Annotated in this window: 18 protein-coding genes; 12 read left to right on the top strand and 6 right to left on the bottom strand. The window is 64.3% G+C overall.

Annotation, left to right across the window (positions count from 1 at the left end):
- Nucleotides 1-105 precede the first annotated feature (105 nt).
- The 6 genes from CWS72_RS15075 to CWS72_RS15050 all read left to right on the top strand — a co-directional run bounded on the left by CWS72_RS15075 (nt 106) and on the right by CWS72_RS15050 (nt 4,615).
- Nucleotides 106-645, top strand: a complete 540-nt coding sequence (locus CWS72_RS15075; RefSeq protein WP_101251442.1) for a DUF1285 domain-containing protein — start codon at nt 106-108, stop codon at nt 643-645.
- 23 nt (nt 646-668) lie between these two features.
- Nucleotides 669-1,265: a CoA pyrophosphatase gene (locus CWS72_RS15070; RefSeq protein ID WP_241911739.1), complete on the top strand. Its 597-nt coding sequence runs from the start codon at nt 669-671 to the stop codon at nt 1,263-1,265.
- Nucleotides 1,262-1,537, top strand: coding sequence for a hypothetical protein (locus CWS72_RS15065; RefSeq protein WP_101251440.1), 276 nt, complete (start codon nt 1,262-1,264; stop codon nt 1,535-1,537). The genes CWS72_RS15070 and CWS72_RS15065 overlap by 4 nt, the downstream gene beginning before the upstream one ends.
- 11 nt (nt 1,538-1,548) lie before the next feature.
- Nucleotides 1,549-2,871 (top strand): CCA tRNA nucleotidyltransferase, encoded by a 1,323-nt coding sequence (locus CWS72_RS15060; RefSeq protein ID WP_101251459.1) that lies wholly within the window; start codon nt 1,549-1,551, stop codon nt 2,869-2,871.
- A 165-nt stretch (nt 2,872-3,036) separates the two neighbouring features.
- The gene (locus tag CWS72_RS15055; RefSeq protein WP_101251439.1) at nt 3,037-3,849 is read left to right on the top strand and encodes a glycoside hydrolase family 25 protein; all 813 of its coding nucleotides are present in this window, start codon (nt 3,037-3,039) and stop codon (nt 3,847-3,849) included.
- Between the two features lie 31 nt (nt 3,850-3,880).
- Nucleotides 3,881-4,615 (top strand): SDR family oxidoreductase, encoded by a 735-nt coding sequence (locus tag CWS72_RS15050; protein WP_199175701.1) that lies wholly within the window; start codon nt 3,881-3,883, stop codon nt 4,613-4,615.
- Nucleotides 4,616-4,868: 253 nt separating this feature from the next.
- On the opposite strand, the gene CWS72_RS15045 is transcribed toward CWS72_RS15050, so the two are convergent.
- Genes CWS72_RS15045 through CWS72_RS15025 form a run of 5 tightly spaced genes read right to left on the bottom strand, consistent with a single transcriptional unit; the run spans nt 4,869 to nt 9,401 of the window.
- Entirely contained in the window at nt 4,869-6,158 is a 1,290-nt protein-coding gene (locus tag CWS72_RS15045; RefSeq protein ID WP_101251437.1) for an adenosylmethionine--8-amino-7-oxononanoate transaminase, read from the bottom strand.
- Entirely contained in the window at nt 6,155-6,769 is a 615-nt protein-coding gene (bioD, locus tag CWS72_RS15040) for a dethiobiotin synthase (protein WP_101251436.1), read from the bottom strand. Before bioD ends, CWS72_RS15045 begins: the two co-directional genes overlap by 4 nt.
- On the bottom strand, nt 6,766-7,542 hold the full coding sequence (locus CWS72_RS15035) for a methyltransferase (protein WP_101251435.1): 777 nt from the start codon (nt 7,540-7,542) through the stop codon (nt 6,766-6,768). Before CWS72_RS15035 ends, bioD begins: the two co-directional genes overlap by 4 nt.
- The gene (locus CWS72_RS15030) at nt 7,543-8,220 is read right to left on the bottom strand and encodes an alpha/beta fold hydrolase (RefSeq protein WP_199175700.1); all 678 of its coding nucleotides are present in this window, start codon (nt 8,218-8,220) and stop codon (nt 7,543-7,545) included. It abuts the gene before it with no gap.
- On the bottom strand, nt 8,217-9,401 hold the full coding sequence (locus CWS72_RS15025; protein WP_101251433.1) for an aminotransferase class I/II-fold pyridoxal phosphate-dependent enzyme: 1,185 nt from the start codon (nt 9,399-9,401) through the stop codon (nt 8,217-8,219). The genes CWS72_RS15030 and CWS72_RS15025 overlap by 4 nt, the downstream gene beginning before the upstream one ends.
- 100 nt (nt 9,402-9,501) lie before the next feature.
- Here CWS72_RS15025 and bioB point away from each other — a divergent pair, with 100 nt between their 5' ends.
- From bioB to CWS72_RS15005, 4 genes are all read left to right on the top strand, one after another.
- The gene (gene bioB / locus CWS72_RS15020) at nt 9,502-10,503 is read left to right on the top strand and encodes a biotin synthase BioB (RefSeq protein WP_101251432.1); all 1,002 of its coding nucleotides are present in this window, start codon (nt 9,502-9,504) and stop codon (nt 10,501-10,503) included.
- 541 nt (nt 10,504-11,044) lie between these two features.
- The gene (locus tag CWS72_RS15015; protein WP_158240670.1) at nt 11,045-12,172 is read left to right on the top strand and encodes an alpha/beta fold hydrolase; all 1,128 of its coding nucleotides are present in this window, start codon (nt 11,045-11,047) and stop codon (nt 12,170-12,172) included.
- Nucleotides 12,173-12,177: 5 nt separating this feature from the next.
- Nucleotides 12,178-13,308, top strand: a complete 1,131-nt coding sequence (locus CWS72_RS15010) for an MFS transporter (RefSeq protein WP_101251430.1) — start codon at nt 12,178-12,180, stop codon at nt 13,306-13,308.
- Nucleotides 13,305-13,859, top strand: a complete 555-nt coding sequence (locus CWS72_RS15005; protein ID WP_158240669.1) for a histidine phosphatase family protein — start codon at nt 13,305-13,307, stop codon at nt 13,857-13,859. Before CWS72_RS15010 ends, CWS72_RS15005 begins: the two co-directional genes overlap by 4 nt.
- Before the next feature lie 143 nt (nt 13,860-14,002).
- On the opposite strand, the gene CWS72_RS15000 is transcribed toward CWS72_RS15005, so the two are convergent.
- The gene (locus CWS72_RS15000) at nt 14,003-15,688 is read right to left on the bottom strand and encodes a methyl-accepting chemotaxis protein (RefSeq protein ID WP_101251428.1); all 1,686 of its coding nucleotides are present in this window, start codon (nt 15,686-15,688) and stop codon (nt 14,003-14,005) included.
- Nucleotides 15,689-16,113: 425 nt separating this feature from the next.
- On the opposite strand from CWS72_RS15000, the gene CWS72_RS14995 reads away from it, so the two are divergent.
- Together CWS72_RS14995 and mprF are read left to right on the top strand one after the other, a co-directional pair.
- The gene (locus tag CWS72_RS14995; RefSeq protein WP_274540603.1) at nt 16,114-16,776 is read left to right on the top strand and encodes an MBL fold metallo-hydrolase; all 663 of its coding nucleotides are present in this window, start codon (nt 16,114-16,116) and stop codon (nt 16,774-16,776) included.
- Between the two features lie 49 nt (nt 16,777-16,825).
- Nucleotides 16,826-19,375, top strand: coding sequence for a bifunctional lysylphosphatidylglycerol flippase/synthetase MprF (mprF, locus tag CWS72_RS14990; protein ID WP_158240668.1), 2,550 nt, complete (start codon nt 16,826-16,828; stop codon nt 19,373-19,375).
- Nucleotide 19,376: the final 1 nt, after the last annotated feature.

The raw sequence follows: 19,376 nt of genomic DNA, 5'->3' as shown, positions 1-19,376 counted from the left end.
ATGTAGGATCCTGACTCAGACCATCGGCGGAAGGGGTATCCGTTAACGGTTGGATATTAGACGTCACGCTGATCACTCCGGGGAACTAAGCGAAATGGCTGAAGCATGAAGCGAAACCAAGCGATCATCGACGCTCCGATCGAAGAATCGGGAGAGTGCCGGGTTAACCACGGACCTCTCGACATGAGGATCGCCCGTGACGGCAAATGGTTCTATCATGGCACGCCGATTCCCCGCAAAGAGATGGTGTGCCTGTTTGCCTCCACCCTGACACGGCGGCCCGACGGAAGCTACTGGCTCGTCACCCCCAGCGAGGAGGGGTGTATCGAAGTCGAGGACGTGCCTTTCCTCGCGGTTGAACTGTTCGTCTGTGGATCCGGACGCGAGACGGTCTTCAGTTTTCGCACCAACGTCGACGAGATCGTCACGCTGGACCGGGCTCATTCCTTGCGCATCGTCTGCAAGAAGGATGGCGCCCCGCCCTATCTGACCGTCCGTGAAGGACTTGAAGCCAGGCTCACGCGTTCGGTCTATTATGAGATCGTGGCCCTGGGCCTGGAAGAGACGATCGATGGGGAGCGCTTGTACGGCGTATGGAGCAAAGGGATTTTCTTTCCTCTCGGGAAACTCGATTCTGTGATCTGACCCGTGATGCCATCGCCCGGGCGTTGGCCGCCAGCCGAACCGCCCCGTCCAGGCGTTCGGACGCGGAAACGTCGCGTCTGCTCGGCGACGCGATCGGCTCTGCGGCCCGCGCCGCTCCGACGGAGTTGGTTCCCGCCGCCGTTCTCGTTCCCCTGGTTCGGCGCGAGGACGGCCTGACCGTTCTGCTGACCCAACGCACGGCCCATCTTTCCCATCACGGCGGACAGATCAGCTTTCCCGGCGGACGCATGGAACCCGAGGATGCCGACCCGACGGCCGCCGCCCTGCGTGAAACCCGGGAGGAAATCGGCCTGCCGTCCGAAGCGGTCGATGTCCTGGGCCGGCTCGACGATTACGTGACCGTCACCGGTTTCAAGGTGGCGCCCGTGGTCGGCCTGATCCACCCGCCCTTCACCCTGGTCCCCGAAAGTTTCGAGGTGCAGGAGATTTTCGAGGTACCGCTTTCCTTCGTGCTCAATCCCGTTAATCATCAGCGGCATTCGCGCGTCACACCGGCGGGCGAGACCCGCCATTTCTACGCCATTCCTTTCGGCGAACGCTATATTTGGGGCGCTACGGCCGCCATGCTGGTCAATTTTTACGAAACCCTGGTCCGATGACGCGCATCCTCATCGAATATATCCTGCCGATTCTGCTGCCGACGGCGCTTTGGGGGCTCTGGCTGGCCTGGGCCCAGCAACGGGCCCGCCGAGCCGGCCGCCAGGGGCCCGAATGGCAAAGCGTTCCCATCAGTTGGCTTCTGGCCGCGGGCGTCGCCCTCGCCCTGCTGGTCGCCATCGGGGGAACCCTGCACACCGGTTACGCCAAGGGGGGATACCATCCCGCCGCCGTCGATGAAAAAGGGCATCTGCTTCCCGGCGGATTTCGGTGAAGGCCGGCCCGATGGCGTCGGATATCACCGACAGCTTGCCCAAGGACGTTCCGGTCGGACAGCTTCCGCCGCAGGACTGGATGGAAGCCGACGCCACCCGGGCCGTCATCGCGGCCCTGACGGCCGAGGGAGGCGAAATCCGCTTCGTCGGCGGCTGTGTCCGCGACGCGGTGCTGCGTCGGCCGATCCGCGATATCGACATCGCCACCCATGACCCGCCGGAACGGGTGACGGCCCTTCTGGAAAAGGCCGGTATCAGGGCCATTCCCACGGGATTGGCCCATGGCACCATCACGGCGGTGATCGGCAAGGCGCATTTCGAGATCACCACTCTGCGCTGCGATATCGAAACCTTCGGACGCCACGCCCGGGTCGAATTCACCAACGATTGGACGCTGGACGCGGCCAGACGGGATTTCACCATCAACGCCATGTTCTGCCGACCGGACGGCATGATCATCGACCCCTTCGACGGCCTGGCCGATCTGGGCGCCGGGCGCGTGCGCTTCGTCGGCAACGCCATGCAGCGCATTGAGGAAGACGTGCTGCGCCTGCTCCGCTATTTCCGCTTCTACGCCCATTACGGGCGGCCCCCGGCCGACATCGACGCCCTGGAGGCCTGCCGGATCCAGGCGCACAAACTGGCCGACCTGTCGGGCGAGCGGCTGTGCGGCGAGGTCATGAAGCTGCTGCAAGCGCCCGATCCGGCCGGGGTGCTTCTGTTGATGCAAGGCCACCACATCTTGCAGCATCTGCTGCCGGAAGCCCGGGATTTCGGGCGGCTGCGGGTTCTGGTCTTCCTGGAAACGCGGGGACTGGTCCGACCGAATGTCGCCCCCGACCCCTTGCGCCGCCTGGCCGCGGCTCTCGATGTCGATGCGCGAGGGACGGAGAATGTCGCGAAACGCCTCAAACTCTCGAATGCCCTGGCCGAACGGCTGTCGGCCCTGGCGGCCCCCCCCGTCCTGCCCGACGAGTCCATGGACGACAAGGCGGCGAGACGCCTTCTCCATCGCGTCGGAGCCCCCCATTTCCGCGATCTGGCATTGCTGGCCTGGGCGCGTCGCAAGGCCGTCGGCGACCGGATGACGGCGGCGGAAACCCAACGATGGATCAGCCTTCTCGACCGTTCGGACACTTGGCGCCCCGTCGAACTGCCCGTCCATGGCCGGGACCTGATCGCCCTGGGGGTGCCCCGCGGCCCACGGATCGGAGTTTATCTGGCCGCCATGGAACGCTGGTGGGAGGCCGGCGACTACCGCGCCAGCCGCGACGAGACCCTGGATCGGCTGCGGGAACTGGTCAGCCGGGACATCGAAACGTCCCCGCCATGACTCAATCCTTTCCTGAAAAGCGGAGCCCACGGCACGGCGCCAAACGTTTTTTCGGCTCTCAACCTCATTTTTTCTGCCCGTCACGGCTTTTGTTATGTAGAATCCTTCCCATTGGGGGGCTACCCGCGACCTCCAGACCACCGCGGGAAGAAGTGTGTTGCGAAAATGTTGACGCGTAGACTTGTGCTGGCAGGACTGCTGAGTCTCGCGGCGGCGCCGATGGCGTCCGCCGCCAACCGACCCCGAAAGGCGGCGGCAAAGTCACCCACCAAACTGGACGCCGTTATCGACATCAGCCATCTGGTCGATGTCAGCGATTTCCACTTGGCGCGCAAGAAAAGCAACATCCTGGGCGTCATCCACAAAGCCAGCGAGGGGGGGGACTTCCGCGACCCCCTGTACGCCAAGCGCCGTGTCCAGGCCGAGGCGGCGGGGTTGCTCTGGGGCGCCTATCATTACGGTACGCATCAATATTCCGGCGCGGAACAGGCGAAGATGTTCCTGACCGCGGCGAAACCCGGTCCCGACACCCTGATGGCCCTCGACCTCGAATTCAACGATTCCAACCCCGCCAACACCATGCAATTGCGCCAAGCCGAGGATTTCGTCCACGCCGTCTTCGCCGCCACCGGCCGGCGGCCGCTGATCTATACCAGTTCGGCCTGGGCCGATGGAAAGCCGGCAGCGGGAAGCGGTCGCTGCCTAGGCGGCGGCGGTGTCGGCGAGCGTTCGATCCTGGCGCAATGCCCGCTCTGGCTCGCCGACTATCGGTCGACGCCCGAGCTTCCCCGCGCCTGGCGGGGCAAGGGGTGGCACTTCTGGCAATATGCCGGCGACACCGAACAGGGAGGCCCCAGGGGCAAGCGGGTGCGTGGCGTCTGGGGCATCGACCGCTGCGACCGCAACATGTTCCGGGGCGATGCCGCCGCGCTCATCCATTTCTGGAAAAAAGACGGCGGCCGCTCGGTCATCTCCTGAGCGGCGAACATCCCACAACGGAGAGTTTTCCTTGAAATCCCTATCGTCGAAAGTCGCCTGGGTGGTCGGCGCCGGCAGCGGCATCGGCGAGGCTTGCGCCATGACCCTGGCCGAAGCCGGCGCCACCGTCGTCCTGACCGGCAGGCGGCGCCCGTTGCTCGAGGAGACGGCCGAGCGCATCACGAAATCCGGCGGCAAGGCGGTGGTCGAGGACGGCGATCTCGGTCTCCCGGGAAAAGCGGAGGCCATCGCGAAGGCCATCTCCGGCCTGGGCCGGCTGGACGTCATGGTCAACGCGGCGGGCGTCAATGTCGCCGGCCGGCGCTGGAGCGACCTCTCGGCGGAAAGCATCGGCCAGATCGTCGGCGGCAACCTGAGCGCCGCGCTTCTGGTCTCGCGCTCGGCGCTCGGCCTCATGCGCCCTCGCAAGGACGGGCTTCTGATTCATATCGGTTCCTGGGCGGCCCATTTCCTGGGCACCCTGGCCGGCCCCGTCTATACCGCCACCAAATGCGGCGTGGTCGCCATGAGCCACACCATCAACATGGAAGACGGAAGGAACGGCATCCGCTCCTGCGTGCTGTCGCCGGGCGAGGTGGCCACCCCGCTTCTCGATCAACGGCCCTCGCCCATCGGCACCGAGGAACGGGCCGCCATGTTGCAGCCGGCCGACGTCGCCGACCTGGTCCTGTATCTGGCCGGCCTGCCGCCCCGCGTCTGCGTCAATGAGATCATCGTCAGCCCGACGGCGAACAGAATGTACTGATGGTGGTACGGACACCGGCGCTCGGATAAGAAAAATATCCCCTCGCCCGCTTCGCGGGAGAGGGGACGAGCGAAGCGAGTTGGGTGAGGGGACTTACGCGCGGGAGCGCGGAAAAAGTGTGCAGAAACAAACAGGTCTTTATGTCACGCGGACGCTAAGCCCCCCTCACCCGGCCGCTAAAGCGGCCACCCTCTCCCGCAAAGCGGGCGAGGGTTAAGCTAGCGCCTCTGGGCGTCCCTGCCGGTGTCCGTGCTCAACCCCCGATCGCCGTCTCCAGCGTGTCCCAGGCCCTGTGCAATTCGGCGGGCTCGATGCAATAGGGCGGCAGGAAGTAGACGACGGGCCCCAACGGGCGCAACAGAAAACCCCGATCGAGAAAAGCCTTCCTGACCTTGCCGCCGAGAGAGCTGGCGTAATCGCCCTCGCCCAGATCGAGGGCGGCGATGGTGCCGGTCACGCGGGGGTGACGGATCTTTCCGCCCTTGGCCAGGGCACCCAACCGCTCGAGGTGAATCGCCTCGATCGCGGCGATGCGGGCCCGGCAGTCGTCGCCAAGCAGCAGATCGAGAGACGCCAGCCCGGCGGCACAGCCCAGGGGATTGGCCGTATAGGAATGGCCGTGCAGAAACGCCTGCCGCACGCTTTCACCCAGAAAGGCCTGATGGATCGGCTCGCGCACCACCGTCGCCCCCATCGGCAGGAAACCGCCGGTCAATCCCTTCGACAGACAGACCATATCGGGGGTCACGCCGGCTTTAATGCAGGCGAAAGGCGCACCGGTGCGGCCGAAGCCGGTCATCACCTCGTCAAACACCAGCAGGGCGCCGGCCTTGCGCACCCGCTCGGCGACACCGCGCAAAAATTCCGGCCGGCACATGCGCATGCCGCTGGCGCCCTGGATCAGGGGTTCGATGATCACTGCCGCCACATCGTCGCCGAGAGCGGCCTCCAAGGCGGCAAGGGCAACCGCCTCCTTTTCCGCGATTGCCGCGTCGCCGATCCAGGTGACCGGGTAGGGGGCCATTTCGACGGGAAACAACAAGCCTTCCCAGGCTCGAAAATAGCCGGAACTGCGCCCCACCGACATGGCCCCGACGGTATCGCCGTGATACCCCCCCTCGAAGGCCAGCAGACGGCGCCGCCCGTCCTCTCCGCGATTGCCGAAATATTGCAACGCCACCTTGAGCGCCACCTCGACGGCGGTCGAGCCGTTGTCCGAATAGAAGACGCGATCGAGATCGCCCGGCAGCAGGGCGGCCAGCCGGGCCGCCAGCCGGGCCGCCGGCGCATGGGTGAAGTCGGCGAAAATGACCTGCTCCAGACGCGCCGCCTGTTCGGCCACCGCCGCGGCGATGACCGGATGGGCATGGCCGTGCAGATTGACCCACCAGGAGGAAACCAGATCGGTCAATTCCCGTCCGTCCTCGGTGAAAAGGCTGGCTCCCTTGGCGGCCACCGCCACCATGGGCGGCGGCGCCGTCTGTTCCTGGGTGAACGGATGCCAGACATGCCGGCGGTCGAGATCGAGAATGCTATCGCTCATGGCTGAATCTCCCAGGGCCGCCAAGTCAGCGGCGGATGGCCGGGCAAGCCGTCGGCACCGCTCAACAGCGGCAGTTGCGCGACCACGCCTATGCCGGAAAAATGCTCGATCGCTTGCCGGTTGGCGTCATTCGGCGGTCCGCTCATGATGACGCCGGCAACGGCCAGACCGCGATGCCGCATGGCTTCCAAGGTCAGCAGGGTGTGATTGATCGTGCCCAGGCCGCTGCGCGCCACCAACACCACCGGCAACCCCAGGCGGGCCATCAGATCGATCATCATATGGCGATCGTTGAGCGGCACCATGGCGCCGCCGGCCCCTTCGACCACCAGGGAATTGGATGTTTCCGGCAGATGAAAATCGTCCAGGGAAATGGCGACGCCATCCAGGCGGGCCGCCTGATCCGGCGACAGGGGCTCGTTCAGCATGAAGGCGGACGGATGTATCGCCGTCTCCGGCGCGACACGACGCACCACATCGGCATCGAGACCTTCGGCAATGCCCGACTGCACCGGTTTCCAGTAATCGGCCCGCCAGGAACGCACCAGCCAGGCCGCAACCATGGTCTTGCCGATGCCGGTATCGGTGCCCGTAACGAAGACGCCTCTCATTTGGCCCCCCTCGCCTGAAGCTCGCCATACAAAATATGGTAGGTGGCGGTGAACTCGCCCTGCAGCGAGCCGAGAAGACGGCGGAAGGAACCGGGAGAAAGCGGATGGTGCCCGGGCGCCGGCTCGCCGGCCCCGAGCGCCTTCAAGGTGCGGACGAAATCGTGACCGTCGTCGTAAGGCTGACGGATCAGCTCCTCGTCCATGCCGTGCGGGAAACCGGGCGGCCAGGGAAAATCGTCGACACCGGAATATCGCGGCGTGCCGCAAGCCAGCCCAAGCGCCTGGTGGGCTTGGCGCCACTCATCGAAGGTCTTGCGCCCCAGCGTGGCGAACATCAGCCGGCCGCCGGGAGCGAGCAGCGAGCCCAGCCGTTCGATGCCCCCTTGCAGATCGACGAACCATTGAAACGCCAGGTTCGAGGTGATGAGATCGAAGCCGCCCTCCAGCCCCTGTGGACGCTCGCCGTCGAGCACCTGGTAGCGGGGCCTGTCGCCGAGGCGGATCCGGCAGCGCTCGAGCATCGAGGCGGCGATGTCGGTCAGGACCAATTCCCCATCCGGGAAAGCGTCGGCCAGACGGGCGCTCAGGAACCCTGTGCCGCAACCGATTTCAAGGATCCGGCTGTCCGGCTTGAGAGCCGCCGCCTCGATCCGTTCGGCCAGGCGCGAGGCGACCAGCCACTGCACATCGGCGGCCGAATCGTAACCGCTGGCTCTGGCGGCGAAAGCCCGGGTGATGCGTTGCTTGCGTTCTTCCGACGTTTTGTTGCTCATTCAATTCCACCCGGCGCCGTGACGCGCCGGTTCTCCTCCAAACAATCCGCCGTGAAGCCGCCGCAGCCGGGCCGCGCACCACTCCGGCGCTTCCAGGGGAAGCAAATGACCGCTCTCGTGCCAGAAAATGTCCTGTCCGGAAAAACCGGCCTTGGTCAGGCCTTCCGGCACGATGGGATCGGCACGGCCGGCCAGGACCAGATCGGCCGGGCCGAGGTCGGCCATCCTGCTCCGAGCGTCCCAATGCCGCAAGGCATTCAATCCGTCGGCCAGGGCTTTCGGATCGAGATCTGCGCGTGAGGGATCCGCCACCCCGCAGCGGATCATGAAATCGCGATAGACCGCTTCCGGTGCTTCGCCGAACCGGGCGATCATGCGATCGAGAAGACGCGGCGGGACGCCTTCCGGAAAATCGCCGCCAGCGGCGAAGCGGGGAAAACCGTTGATCGACACCAGGGACTGCCAGGCCACCGGCCGCTTTTCGAGAAGCCAGAGCAGACCGTAGGAATGGCCAACCGCGATGACCGGCCGGCCGGCCGGCGGCGGGGGGCACGACAAGGAGCCGTGAAACCCCAGATCCCAGGCGATGCTGTCGGTTCCCGCCAGCGCATCCCGCAGGGGAGTCCAGAAGGAGGCGTCGAATCCCCAGCCATGGACCAGCAGGAACACCGGGCTCACCACCGCCTCCCGGCCAGCCGGACCACGGCCTCAATCAACCGCTCGACGTCCCGCTCGCCATGACGGGCGGAAAAGGCGAACCGAATACGGCTGCTGCCCGGCGGCACGGTGGGCGGACGGATGGCCACGCCCAGCAGCCCCTCCTCCTCCAGCGCGCGAGCCAGGCCGAGGGCCCGCTCCTCCGGCCCCAGCATGACCGGCACGATCTGCGTTGACGACGCTCCGGTATCCAGGCCGGCGGCCGCCATGGCGACGCGGAAGCGCTCGGCCATGCCGGCGAGCCGGACCCGTTCCGCCTCCAGCGTCGGCACCAGGTCGAGCGCGGCATCCATGGCGCCGAGAACCGCCGGCGGCAGGGCCGTCGCATAGATCATCCCGGGACAGCGGTTGATCAGATAATCGCGCAGGGTTTTCGTGCAGGCGACATAGGCGCCGAAACCGCCCAGGGCCTTGCTGAAGGTTCCCAGGACCAGGCAGCCCGGCCCGGCCATTCCCTTGGCCAATCCGAAGCCGCCATCGCCCAGCACGCCGGTCGCATGCGCCTCGTCGAGATAGAGGAACGCCCCATGACGCTCCGCCAGGGCCTTCAGCCCCGCCACATCGGCCCGATCCCCATCCATGCTGAAGACGCTTTCGGTCACGATGAATTTGGGACGCGCCTCGTCCTTGCGCTGCGCGAGCAGGGCCTCCAGGTGATCGAGATCGTTATGCCGGAAACGGATCTGGCGGACCCCGGCGGCCAGACATCCCTGGATCAGGCTGGCGTGGTTGAGCTTGTCGCAGTAGACGAGCGGCTCGGCGCCCAGGACCTTGACGTCGAACAAAGCCGGCAGGATCGAGGAATTGGCCTGGAAGCCGGAGACGAACACCAGCGCGGCCTCGGCCTTTTTGCCGCGCGCCAGCTTCTCCTCCACTTCGGCGAAGGGGAGGAGGTTGCCGCACACCAGGCGCGACGCGCCGGATCCGGCCCCCCAACGCGCCGCATACTCCCGGGCCCGTTCGATCAGGACGGGATGGCGGGACAGCCCCATATAGTCGTTGGAGGAAAAATCCAGCAGCGGCCTGCCGTCGATTTCCAGAGTCCCGTCGGCCGCGCGCCCGGCCGTTCTCAGCCGCCGCCGTCGACCGGCCTGATCAAGGCCATCCAGGCATTGGCGCCATTTGTCTTCGAAGTCATGCATTGGCACATCCCTCAATGCCCTGCCTTCTAAAGGCTTTTTTTCCAGGATGCAAAGGTGGTATTGACGGCCATCGGGCAAATCACAAGGAAGGGCGTCCGCCATGCATCTCTCCAACAAGACCCCCAACGCCACCGGGGAGGCCCCGGCCACGGCGGCCGACGGGCTTCGGCACGACTGGAGTCTTGAGGAGATCGAGGCTCTTTTCGCGCTTGCCTTCAACGATCTTCTGTATCGGGCGATGACGGTGCATCGGGAGCATTTCGACCCGAACCGGATCCAGATCAGCCGTCTTTTGTCGATCAAGACGGGGAAATGCCCGGAGGACTGCAAATATTGTCCGCAGAGCGCGCATTACGACACCGGGGTCGAGAAGGAAGACCTGATGGAGGTCGAGGCGGTCCTGACGGCCGCCCGGGCGGCCAAGGAGTCGGGCGCGTCGCGGTTCTGCATGGGGGCCGCCTGGAAGAGCCCGGGCAAGGACTTCGACGTGGTGCTGCGGATGGTCGAGGGGGTGAAGGCGCTGGGTCTTGAGACCTGCGCCACCCTCGGCATGCTGAACGCCAAGCAGGCCGAGCAGTTGAAGGAGGCCGGCCTCGACTATTACAACCACAATATCGACACCTCGCCGGAACATTACTCCAAGATCATCACCACGCGGACCTTCGACGACCGCCTGGACACCCTGGAGCATGTGCGCGAGGCCGGTCTCAAGGTCTGCTGCGGCGGCATCGTCGGCATGGGCGAGCAACAGGACGACCGGGCCCGCATGCTGCAGACCCTGGTCAACATGCCCAGGCATCCCGAGAGCGTGCCGATCAATCTGCTGATCAAGGCCCCCGGCACGCCCCTGGAGAACGTCGCCGACGTCGATCCCTTCGACTTCGTCCGCACCATCGCCGTCGCCCGCATCCTGATGCCCCAATCCCACGTCCGGCTGTCCGCCGGCCGCCAGGAGATGAGCGACGAGACCCAGGCGCTCTGCTTCCTCGCCGGCGCCAACTCCGTCTTCTGCGGCGAGCGACTGCTCACCACCCAGAACCCATCACCCCATACCGACAAGTCCCTCTTCGGCCGCCTCGGCCTCAAACCCGAAGGGGTTTGAGGCTTCCCTCAGGCCCCATCAACCAAAGCGCGAGGCCCTTAAGCCGCATCCCTTCGCCAGCCGAAGGGATGCGCTATTTTCGGAATAATATTTCGATTATTGTGGTCTGAAAATTTCTATATTTCATAAAATTATTTCTATTATTAGGCAAGATGGCCTATTTTTGCACGCCGATATCGTACAAACGTCATAATACCGATGGCGTTTCCGTGCTATGAAAGCGATCGAATATGGCACTTTCCCTTGAATTTTCAGCAGAGATAAACATCCTTAAGAATATTGAATAAAATTTTTTCTACATATGGTTGTATTTTCTTTGTTGTGCCGATTTGACGCATACTCATATAATACAAAGACCATCTAACATGAAATTTCTGCAATAAAAGCAGAATATAATAATCGCCAGGGGTGGATGCGGTGTTCCGTCTGCTGACTCAAACAGAGCGAGCCCCCCATGGACACTACATTCAATATATCATCAAAAAACGAGGGAAGTTCCGCGGTCGCCGAATCCGCTCTTTTTGATGAGATACTCAGGATAATGTCGATCGGATTGTCCCTTCCCGATCTGGAATGGTGGACGATCGAGGATCTCGCCAACCACGTTGCCGACGCCGTTGGAGTCCGCGCCTATCGCTGGTTCGATTACACCGTCCCGGCGGAGCTCCAGGACTCCACCATCGACCGCCTGCGCAAGACCTATCCCGCCAAGCTCGCCTATATCGACAGCGCACCCGGCGATGAGCGCGGCGAAGCGATCGTCTGCCTGGGCGGTATCGTCAACAGCGCGCGACGGTTCGACTTCCTGGCCGCCGACATGTCGACGGCGCACCGCGTCGTCGCCATCGACTGGCCCGGGCGCGGCCGGTCGGGCTGGCTCGCCCAGCAATCCCATTACAACCCCGCCATCCTCGCCCATGCCGTCGAATCGCTGATCGACGGATTGGGTCTGCGGCGCATCGTTCTCGTCGGCTCCAGCCTGGGGGGATCGATCGGCATGGATATCGCGGCCAGGCGGCCGTCCCTGATCAGCCGCCTGATTTTGAACGACATCGGCCCCGAAATGTCGGCGGACCGCCGCCGGCGCCGCGCCGAAACGGTCAGCCGCCATCACGTCTTTCCGACCCCGGCCGATCTGTTCCGCCGCGCCGGCGCCGCCCAGAAGCATGACGGGCCGATCGGCGACGCCATCCGTCTCCACAACATCATGGGCCAGACCAAGCGCTGCCAGGCCGGCGGCGGCCGCGAATACCGCCATGACCCGAGGACGACGCAGGCCTATGCCGAAAAAGCGGCCACCGACATCGATCAGTGGAACGATTTTCACGCCCTGCAATGCCCGATTCTGCTTTTGCATGGCGAAGAATCCGACGCCCTCCTGCCGGAAACAGTGCGCCGCATGCAAATGGCCAAGGGCGATGGCATGACGGTGGCGCATGTTCCGGCTACGGGGCATACGCCGGCGCTGGCCGACCATGAGTCCCTGTCCCTGATCGGCTCCTGGCTATCCGGCGCGATCCTGCCCGCGGAATCGACATTGCCGCTCCGCTCGGCACCAATCCGGCTGCTGTTCACCGACGGGACGACCGACGTCGCCGTCCGTCCGCAGAAGATCGCCGTCGCTTCCTATATGTCCTGGCGTCAAGCCTCACCCCTACAGCAGATCTGACCATCATGGGTAAAACCGAGATCTTGGTCGCGACCAGCCTGTTTGCCACCGCCGCCGGGGATTCCTTCATCGTTCCGGCGGTGCCCGTCACCTTCGGCGCCATACCGGCCACCGTTTATTGGATCGCCGTCGGCGTCGCCCTGTTGGTCTCCGGACTGACCCGGCGGATCGGCCAAGGCCAGATGCTGGCCCTGGGTGCCATTTTGGCCGGCATCGGCCTGGCCTTGTGCGGGATCGCCGTCGGCAATCCCCTGCTGGCCACCATGGCGCGGGCGACCACCGGCTTCGGGATAGGCATCAGCATGCTGGCCGCCCAGGACGCCTTTCTTTCCTTCTCGGGTCCCGACCGCACGGCGAGCGCCACGGCGCGTTACCTGGGCGTCTATTTCGCCGGCATGCTGATGGGATCCTTCCTCGGCGGCTTCCTGGTCGGTGGCTTCGGATTCGGCACCGCCTCGGAAAGCGGAGCGCTTCTCTGCCTGGCCGGCGCCCTGGTGGCATGGAGGATCGGCGGCGCCCATCATCGCGATCAGCCGGCCGAAACCATCCCCTTGACCTGGCGGTTGGGCCCCGCCTTCCCCACCTTTCTGATGCTCGCCGCCCTGCCGACACGCGCCGTCAATGGCGGCTTTATCTATGCCCTCCCCCTGTTGCTGACCGCGCAGGACCGCCCGCCGGAAACCATCGCCGCCGTCGCCGCCGTCTATCCCGCCGTCATGCTGCTCTGCCCCGTCGCCGGACGGAAACTCGACAAACGCTCCTCCGGGGCATCCACTCTCGGACAGGTTCTGTCGGCCGGAGCATTGCTTTTGGCCTCCGCCGTGGCCATCGCCAGCCGTGATCAGGCCACCGCCATCGCCCTCGCCGCCGCCGTTCTCCTGGCGGTCGGGCAAATCATCGCCATGCCCGCGCAGACCAGCGTCGCCCTCGCCGCGGCGAACCGCTTGCCGCGTCCGGCGGCTCTCGGCATCTATCGCGCCAGCGAGCGCATCGGATTGGCGGCGGGCCCGGCTTTGATCGGACTGTTGTCCGGCATCCACGGCCTGCAATGGGCCGTGTGCGATCTGGCCGCTCTTTCCATCTGCGCGGCGGCGCTTTTCACCACGATCGGGTTGATCGGTTGGCAACGGCAATGACACTGGAGCCCAGTATCGCCCCCGGCCGGGGGTTTCTGTTCGTCCGCCATGGGGAAAGCACGGACAACGCCCGGAAGATCCGCTCCGGCGGCGATGTCGACCCATTGCTCACGCCGACCGGCACCCGGCAGGCGCACGAGGCGGCACGCCACCTGCAAAACCGGCTGGGTCACCGGTCAAGCGGTTTGAAATTGATCGCCTCGCCGCTGCGGCGGACCCGCGAGACGGCATGGATCATCGCCGTCGAACTGGGGCTCGATCCCGAAAAGACCGAATTCTGGGAAGGATTCAGGGAACGGCGATTGGGCGAATGGAACGGCCTACCGGCGGACGATGCCTCGCAGCGCCTGATCAGATCGGGGGTCACGCCACCCGGCGGCGAAGCCGAGGACATTTTTCGCGACCGGGTCATGGAAGCCGCCCGCCGGGCAGCCGGTCTCGCCGAAGCGGACCGGCTGCCGCTGGTGGTTTCAAGCCGGGGGGTCGGCAGGATCCTGGGATGGTCCGAAATGCCCAACGCCGGCATCTTCTCCTGGCCTCCCGCCTTTTAGGGCTTGGGGCGAAATTATCGCTCCAAGCCCTAAAGCCCGAGCGGCGCATGAGCTTGGCCGAAGCCGGAGGCGCAGGCATCATATAAACCCTAAGGCTCTGGAGCGATTGTTTCGTCCCAGAGCCTTAGGACCTGCGGATACCCTCACGCCTTGCGCATGTCCTCGATAAACCCGTGGATCAATAGACGCATCTGTTCGGATTCCCTGGAAAGTTCCGTCGACGCCGACATCACCTCGCGCGAACCGTTGCCGGCGATCCTCGCCGCCTCATTGACCCCTTGAATGTTCTGGCTGACGACCCCGGTGCCGCTGGCCGCCTGCTCGACATTGCGGGCGATTTCCTGTGTGGCCGCGCCCTGCTCCTCGACGGCGGAGGCGATATTGCCTGAAATCTGGTTGATGTCCTGGATGGTGACGGTAATCGCGGTGATCGCCTGCACCGCCTCACTGGTGGCCTGCTGGACCGCGGAGATCTGCTGGCTGATGTCCTCGGTGGCCCGCGTCGTCTGGTTGGCCAGGCTCTTCACCTCGTTGGCCACCACGGCGAAGCCCTTGCCGGCATCACCGGCCCGGGCCGCCTCGATGGTGGCGTTGAGCGCGAGAAGATTGGTCTGGCTGGCGATATCGTTGATCAGTTTCACCACTTCCCCGATGCGCCGCGCCGCCGTTTCCAGTCCGCCGACGATTTCGCCGGTCCGGTCGGCCTGTCCGACGGCCTTCTGGCTGACCTGGGCGGCCTGACTGACCTGCCGGGATATTTCCAGAATGGACGAACTCAGCTCGTCGGCGGCGGACGCCACGGTCTGCACGTTCTGCGACGCCTGATGCGCCGCCGTCGTCGCCGAGGCCGCCTGCTGGCTGGTCTGTTCGGCGGCGGCCGACATGGAATTGGCGGTCGACTGCATGGCCTCGGCGGCCGAAGCCACCTTGTCGATCACCGACCCGGCGCTCGCGTCGAAGGTTTCGGCAAGTTTCGCGATGCGACTCACCCGCTGCTCCTTTTCAGCCTGTTCCACCTCGCGCTGGCGGGAAAGATGGTTCGCTTCGATGATACCGTCCTTGAAGACCTGCACCGACCGGGCCATGAGACCGATTTCATCGTTCCTCTCGGCATAGCGCAGCGAAACCGAGGTATCGCCCTTCGCCAGTTCCGCCATCGCCCCGCCGATTTCTCCCAGGGGCGCGGCGATGCTGCGGGCGATATAGAACGCGAAAACCAAGCTGATAATCAGCAGGACCAGGCTGACGCCGCCAAATTCGACGACCTTGTCCCAGAAAACCTCGTCCACATCGTCGGCGTAGATGCCGGCGCCAAAGGCAAGCCGCCATCCATCAAGGCCGGCACCATAGGAAACCTTCTGGCGCATCTTCTTCATCTGGCCGCCGTTGTCGTAGCCGTAGCTATAAAAACCTCCCCCCTTCCTGGCCTCTTCGATCAGGCGCTTCACATAGAAGACGCCATCGGGGCTTTGCGCCTCCAGGCGAGGTTTGCCGACCAGGTCGGGCCGTGTCGGAATCATCCTCAGGACGCCATCGTAGTCATAGGCGTAGAAATAATTGTCCCCGTCGAAACGGATCGTTCCGATAGCGGCGAAGGCCTGCTTCATCGCCTCGTCCTGACTAAGTTCGCCGCGATCGGCTTTGGCTTTGTAATATTCGGCGACCCCCTTGGCCGACAGGACCAGTTCCCTCACCTTGTCACGCCGGGCGTCCATCAGACTTCCCCGGAAATCGAGAAGCGTGTAAACGACCGAAGCGACGAGCATAATGAGCAGGGCGATTACCAAAGCGGCAATTTTTCTGACGGTAGACGATTGACTGACGCGCATCTCTCCTCCTCCTCGGAAGGGGCGATTGGTTGCGAGATCCACAAGAACAAGAATTCAATTGTTCAGTGGACTCGTAAGGATCGAAGCGTTCCCACACCCATGTACGGTTATGTATCTTTCCTCTACCTTATGCCGGCAGGTCTAAATGCATAGAATGGATAAGACTCATATATAATGATGTAGTTTTCCATAAAGGATATATGACTAAAGTAAAAATTATCATCGTTCACAAGGTTGAAATACAAATGAAATCATATGGCGAAACAGTTTCAGGTCAGAAAACTTATTTGGCGATTTCACGATCTTTGGTTTTGCCCTGAGCACCATTCGTTCTATCCAGGGCTATATTTTAGAATACCCACAAAATATGCAACCGACGGCCGCCCGAAGAAGTTCGACGGCACGACACCAAACGGAGATACTCCTTGCCCCAGCAAACTCCCCTGCAAGCCGTCATCGTCCCGGTAACCAGCTTCGCCCAGAATTGTTCCGTCGTCTGGTGCACGGAAACCGGCAAGGGAGCGGTCATCGATCCGGGAGGCGACCTTGAACGGATCGAACAGGCGATCGAAACCCACCATCCGGTCATCGAAAAAATTCTGATCACCCACGGCCATTTCGATCACGCCGGTGGCGCCGCCGAACTTGCCGAACGCTTGGGCGTGCCCATCGAAGGCCCCGGCGCGGACGATGGCTTTCTGATCGACGCCATCACCGAACGGGGCGACGATTTCGGTGTTCCGAACTGCCGTCCCTTCACCCCCTCGCGCTGGTTGACGGACGGCGACACGGTGACGGTGGGCGCGCAGACGTTCGATGTCAGGCATTGTCCGGGACACACCCCCGGCCATGTGGTGTTCTTTCATCAACCCAGCCAATTGGCCTTCGTCGGCGACGTGTTGTTCGCCGGATCGATCGGCCGCACCGATTTCCCGCGCGGCGACCATCCCACGTTGATCCGCTCGATCACCACCCGGCTCTGGCCAATGGGGGACGACGTGACCTTCGTGCCGGGACACGGACCAGTCTCGACGTTCGGCCAAGAACGTCGAACCAACCCTTTTGTCGCCGACCATGTCCTTGCCTGAGGCCGACATGGCGGAAGATCAGCCAAAGGCGGCTTTCTGGTCAGGGCAAATGCCGAAAATCCTCCGCACCGCGCTGGCGCTTTCCAGCGTCCTCGTCTTCGCCCTGGCGCTGTGGATCCTGCACCGGTCGCTTCACCAGTTCACCCTGGCCGATGTCCAGCATGTGCTGCATCGGACGCCCTGGCCGGCCATCATCGCCGCCGTGGTCGCCAGCGCCGGCTCCTACTGGGCCCTGACCGGATTCGACGCCCTGGCGGCCCGCCATGTCGGCGTCCAGCTCCCCTACCGCCGGATCGCCCTGGCGTCCTTCATCGCCCAGGCGATCAGCCACAGCACCGGCTTCGCCGCCCTGACCGGAAGTTCGATCCGCTACCGCCTTTATTCGGGTGCCGGCATTTCCGGCGGAGACGTCGCCCGCATCGTCGCCTTCTGCGCCCTGACCTTCGGGCTGGGCGTCACCGGCGTTGTCACCATGGCCATGCTGTTCGAACCGCATCCCGTCGGCATCGCCATCGCCCTGCCCGCGTCGTCAGTCCGCCCCATCGGCGCCGCCCTGCTGGCCTGCCTGCTGCTTTACGCCGGGGCCACCTTCTGGGGACGGCGCGGCTTCGTCATCGCCGGTAAAAGGATCGCTCCGCCCTCATGGCGGATGACGGCCGCCCAGACGTTCCTGGCGGTGATCGACCTCGTCCTGGCCGCCGCCGCCCTGCATTTCCTGCTGCCGCCCGTCGGCGCCCCGTCCTTCCTCGCCTTCATCGGTCTTTACGCCGTCGCCATCATGGCCGGCGTGATCAGCCATGTCCCCGGAGGACTGGGTGTCTTCGAGGGTCTGATGGTGCTGATGCTGCCCCAGTTGCCGCCGACCCAGGTTCTGGGGTCCCTGGTTCTCTACCGGACCATTTACAATCTTCTCCCCCTGGTCATCGCCGCCCTGCTTCTCGCCGTCGTCGAACTCCTTCAGCGCGGCCGCGCCTTGACCACCACCGCCCGCTGGCTGGGCGGCACCATCGACATCATGGCGCCCAGCCTGTTCGCCGCCATGGCGCTCCTGGGCGGGGCAGTCCTCCTCTGGTCGGGAGCCACGCCGGCCGTGCCGATCCGACTCGCCACGCTGCAGAATTTCCTGCCGCTGCCGGTGGTCGAACTCTCGCATCTGCTGGGCAGCGTGGTCGGCGTCTGGCTTCTGCTGCTGGCCCGTGGACTTTATCGGCGCCTGGACGGCGCCTATTGGCTGGCCCTCGGACTTTATGCGGCCGGCATCGTCTTTTCGCTTCTGAAAGGGTTCGACTGGGAAGAGGCAGGGCTGCTGGCCATTCTGTTCGGGGGACTGGTTCCCGCCAGACGCGCCTTCTACCGCAAGGCCTCGCTGATCGAACAACGCTTTACGCCCACCTGGGCGGCGGCGGTGGTCACCATCATCGGCGGCAGCCTGTGGCTGGGACAGTTCGCCTTCAAACATCATGGCTATTCCCGCCAGATGTGGTGGCATTTCGCCTTCGCTTCGGAAGCGCCGCGCGCCTTGCGCGCCGCGGTGGTCGTCGCCGCGCTGGCCGGAGCCTATATGCTGTCGCGCCTGCTGGCCCCCGCCCGCGCCCGCCCGCGGGCTCCCGACGCCGAGCAGTTGGCGACGGCTAAAACCATCGCCGAGGCCTCCCCGTCGGCGGAGGCGCAGATCGCCTTGCTGGGAGACAAGAGCTTCCTTTTCAATGCGCGGAAGACGGCCTTTTTGATGTATGCCCGGTCGGGACGGAGCTGGGTGGCGCTCGGCGATCCCGTCGGCCCCGCGGAGGAATGGCCCGATCTCATCTGGCTCTTCCGCGAAATGGTCGACCGGGCGGCGGGCTGGCCGGTGTTCTATCAGGTTTCCGGCGAGGCTCTGCCGTTCTACCTCGATCTCGGTCTTTCCTTCGTCAAACTGGGAGAGGAGGCCCGGGTGCGGCTCGACGGTTTTTCCCTCCAGGGACCGACACGCAGCGAACTGCGTTATGCCCACAAGCGGGCTCAGAAGGACGGCGCCAGCTTCGAGGTCATTCCCATCGAGGCGGTCCCACCGCTTCTCGGCGAATTGCAAAGCGTTTCCGACGAATGGCTGTCCAGCCGCCACACCAAGGAAAAGGGATTTTCCCTTGGCCGCTTCGACGCCGATTACATCAGCCGCTTTCCCATGGCCCTGGTGCGCCGCGAAGGCCGGATCGTCGCCTTCGCCAATCTCTGGCTATCCGGGGAAAAGGAAGAAGTCGCCGTCGATCTGATGCGCCATCGCCAGGACAGCGGCTATGGTGTGATGGATTATCTGTTCATCGAGAGCATGCTCTGGGGACAGGCGCAGGGCTTCCGCTGGTTCAGTTTCGGCGTGGCCCCGCTTTCCGGCATGCGCGACAACGCCTTGGCACCGCTGTGGAACCGGGTCGGCGCCTTCCTCTATCGGCACGGCGAGGATCTGTACAATTTCCAGGGACTGCGCCGCTACAAGGAAAAGTTCCTGCCGCAATGGCAGCCGCGCTTCATGGCTTCTCCGGGCGGCATGGTCCTGCCTCGGGTGGCCGCCGACGTGGCGGCCCTGATTTCCGGCGGTGTGAAGGGACTGGTCGCGAAATGAG

Origin of the sequence: Telmatospirillum siberiense (genome assembly GCF_002845745.1) — a bacterium.
Classification (GTDB): Bacteria; Pseudomonadota; Alphaproteobacteria; order Rhodospirillales; family Magnetospirillaceae; genus Telmatospirillum; species Telmatospirillum siberiense.
The sequence above is the reverse complement of the archived record's forward strand: the minus strand, read 5'-3'. Positions and strand labels throughout refer to the sequence as shown.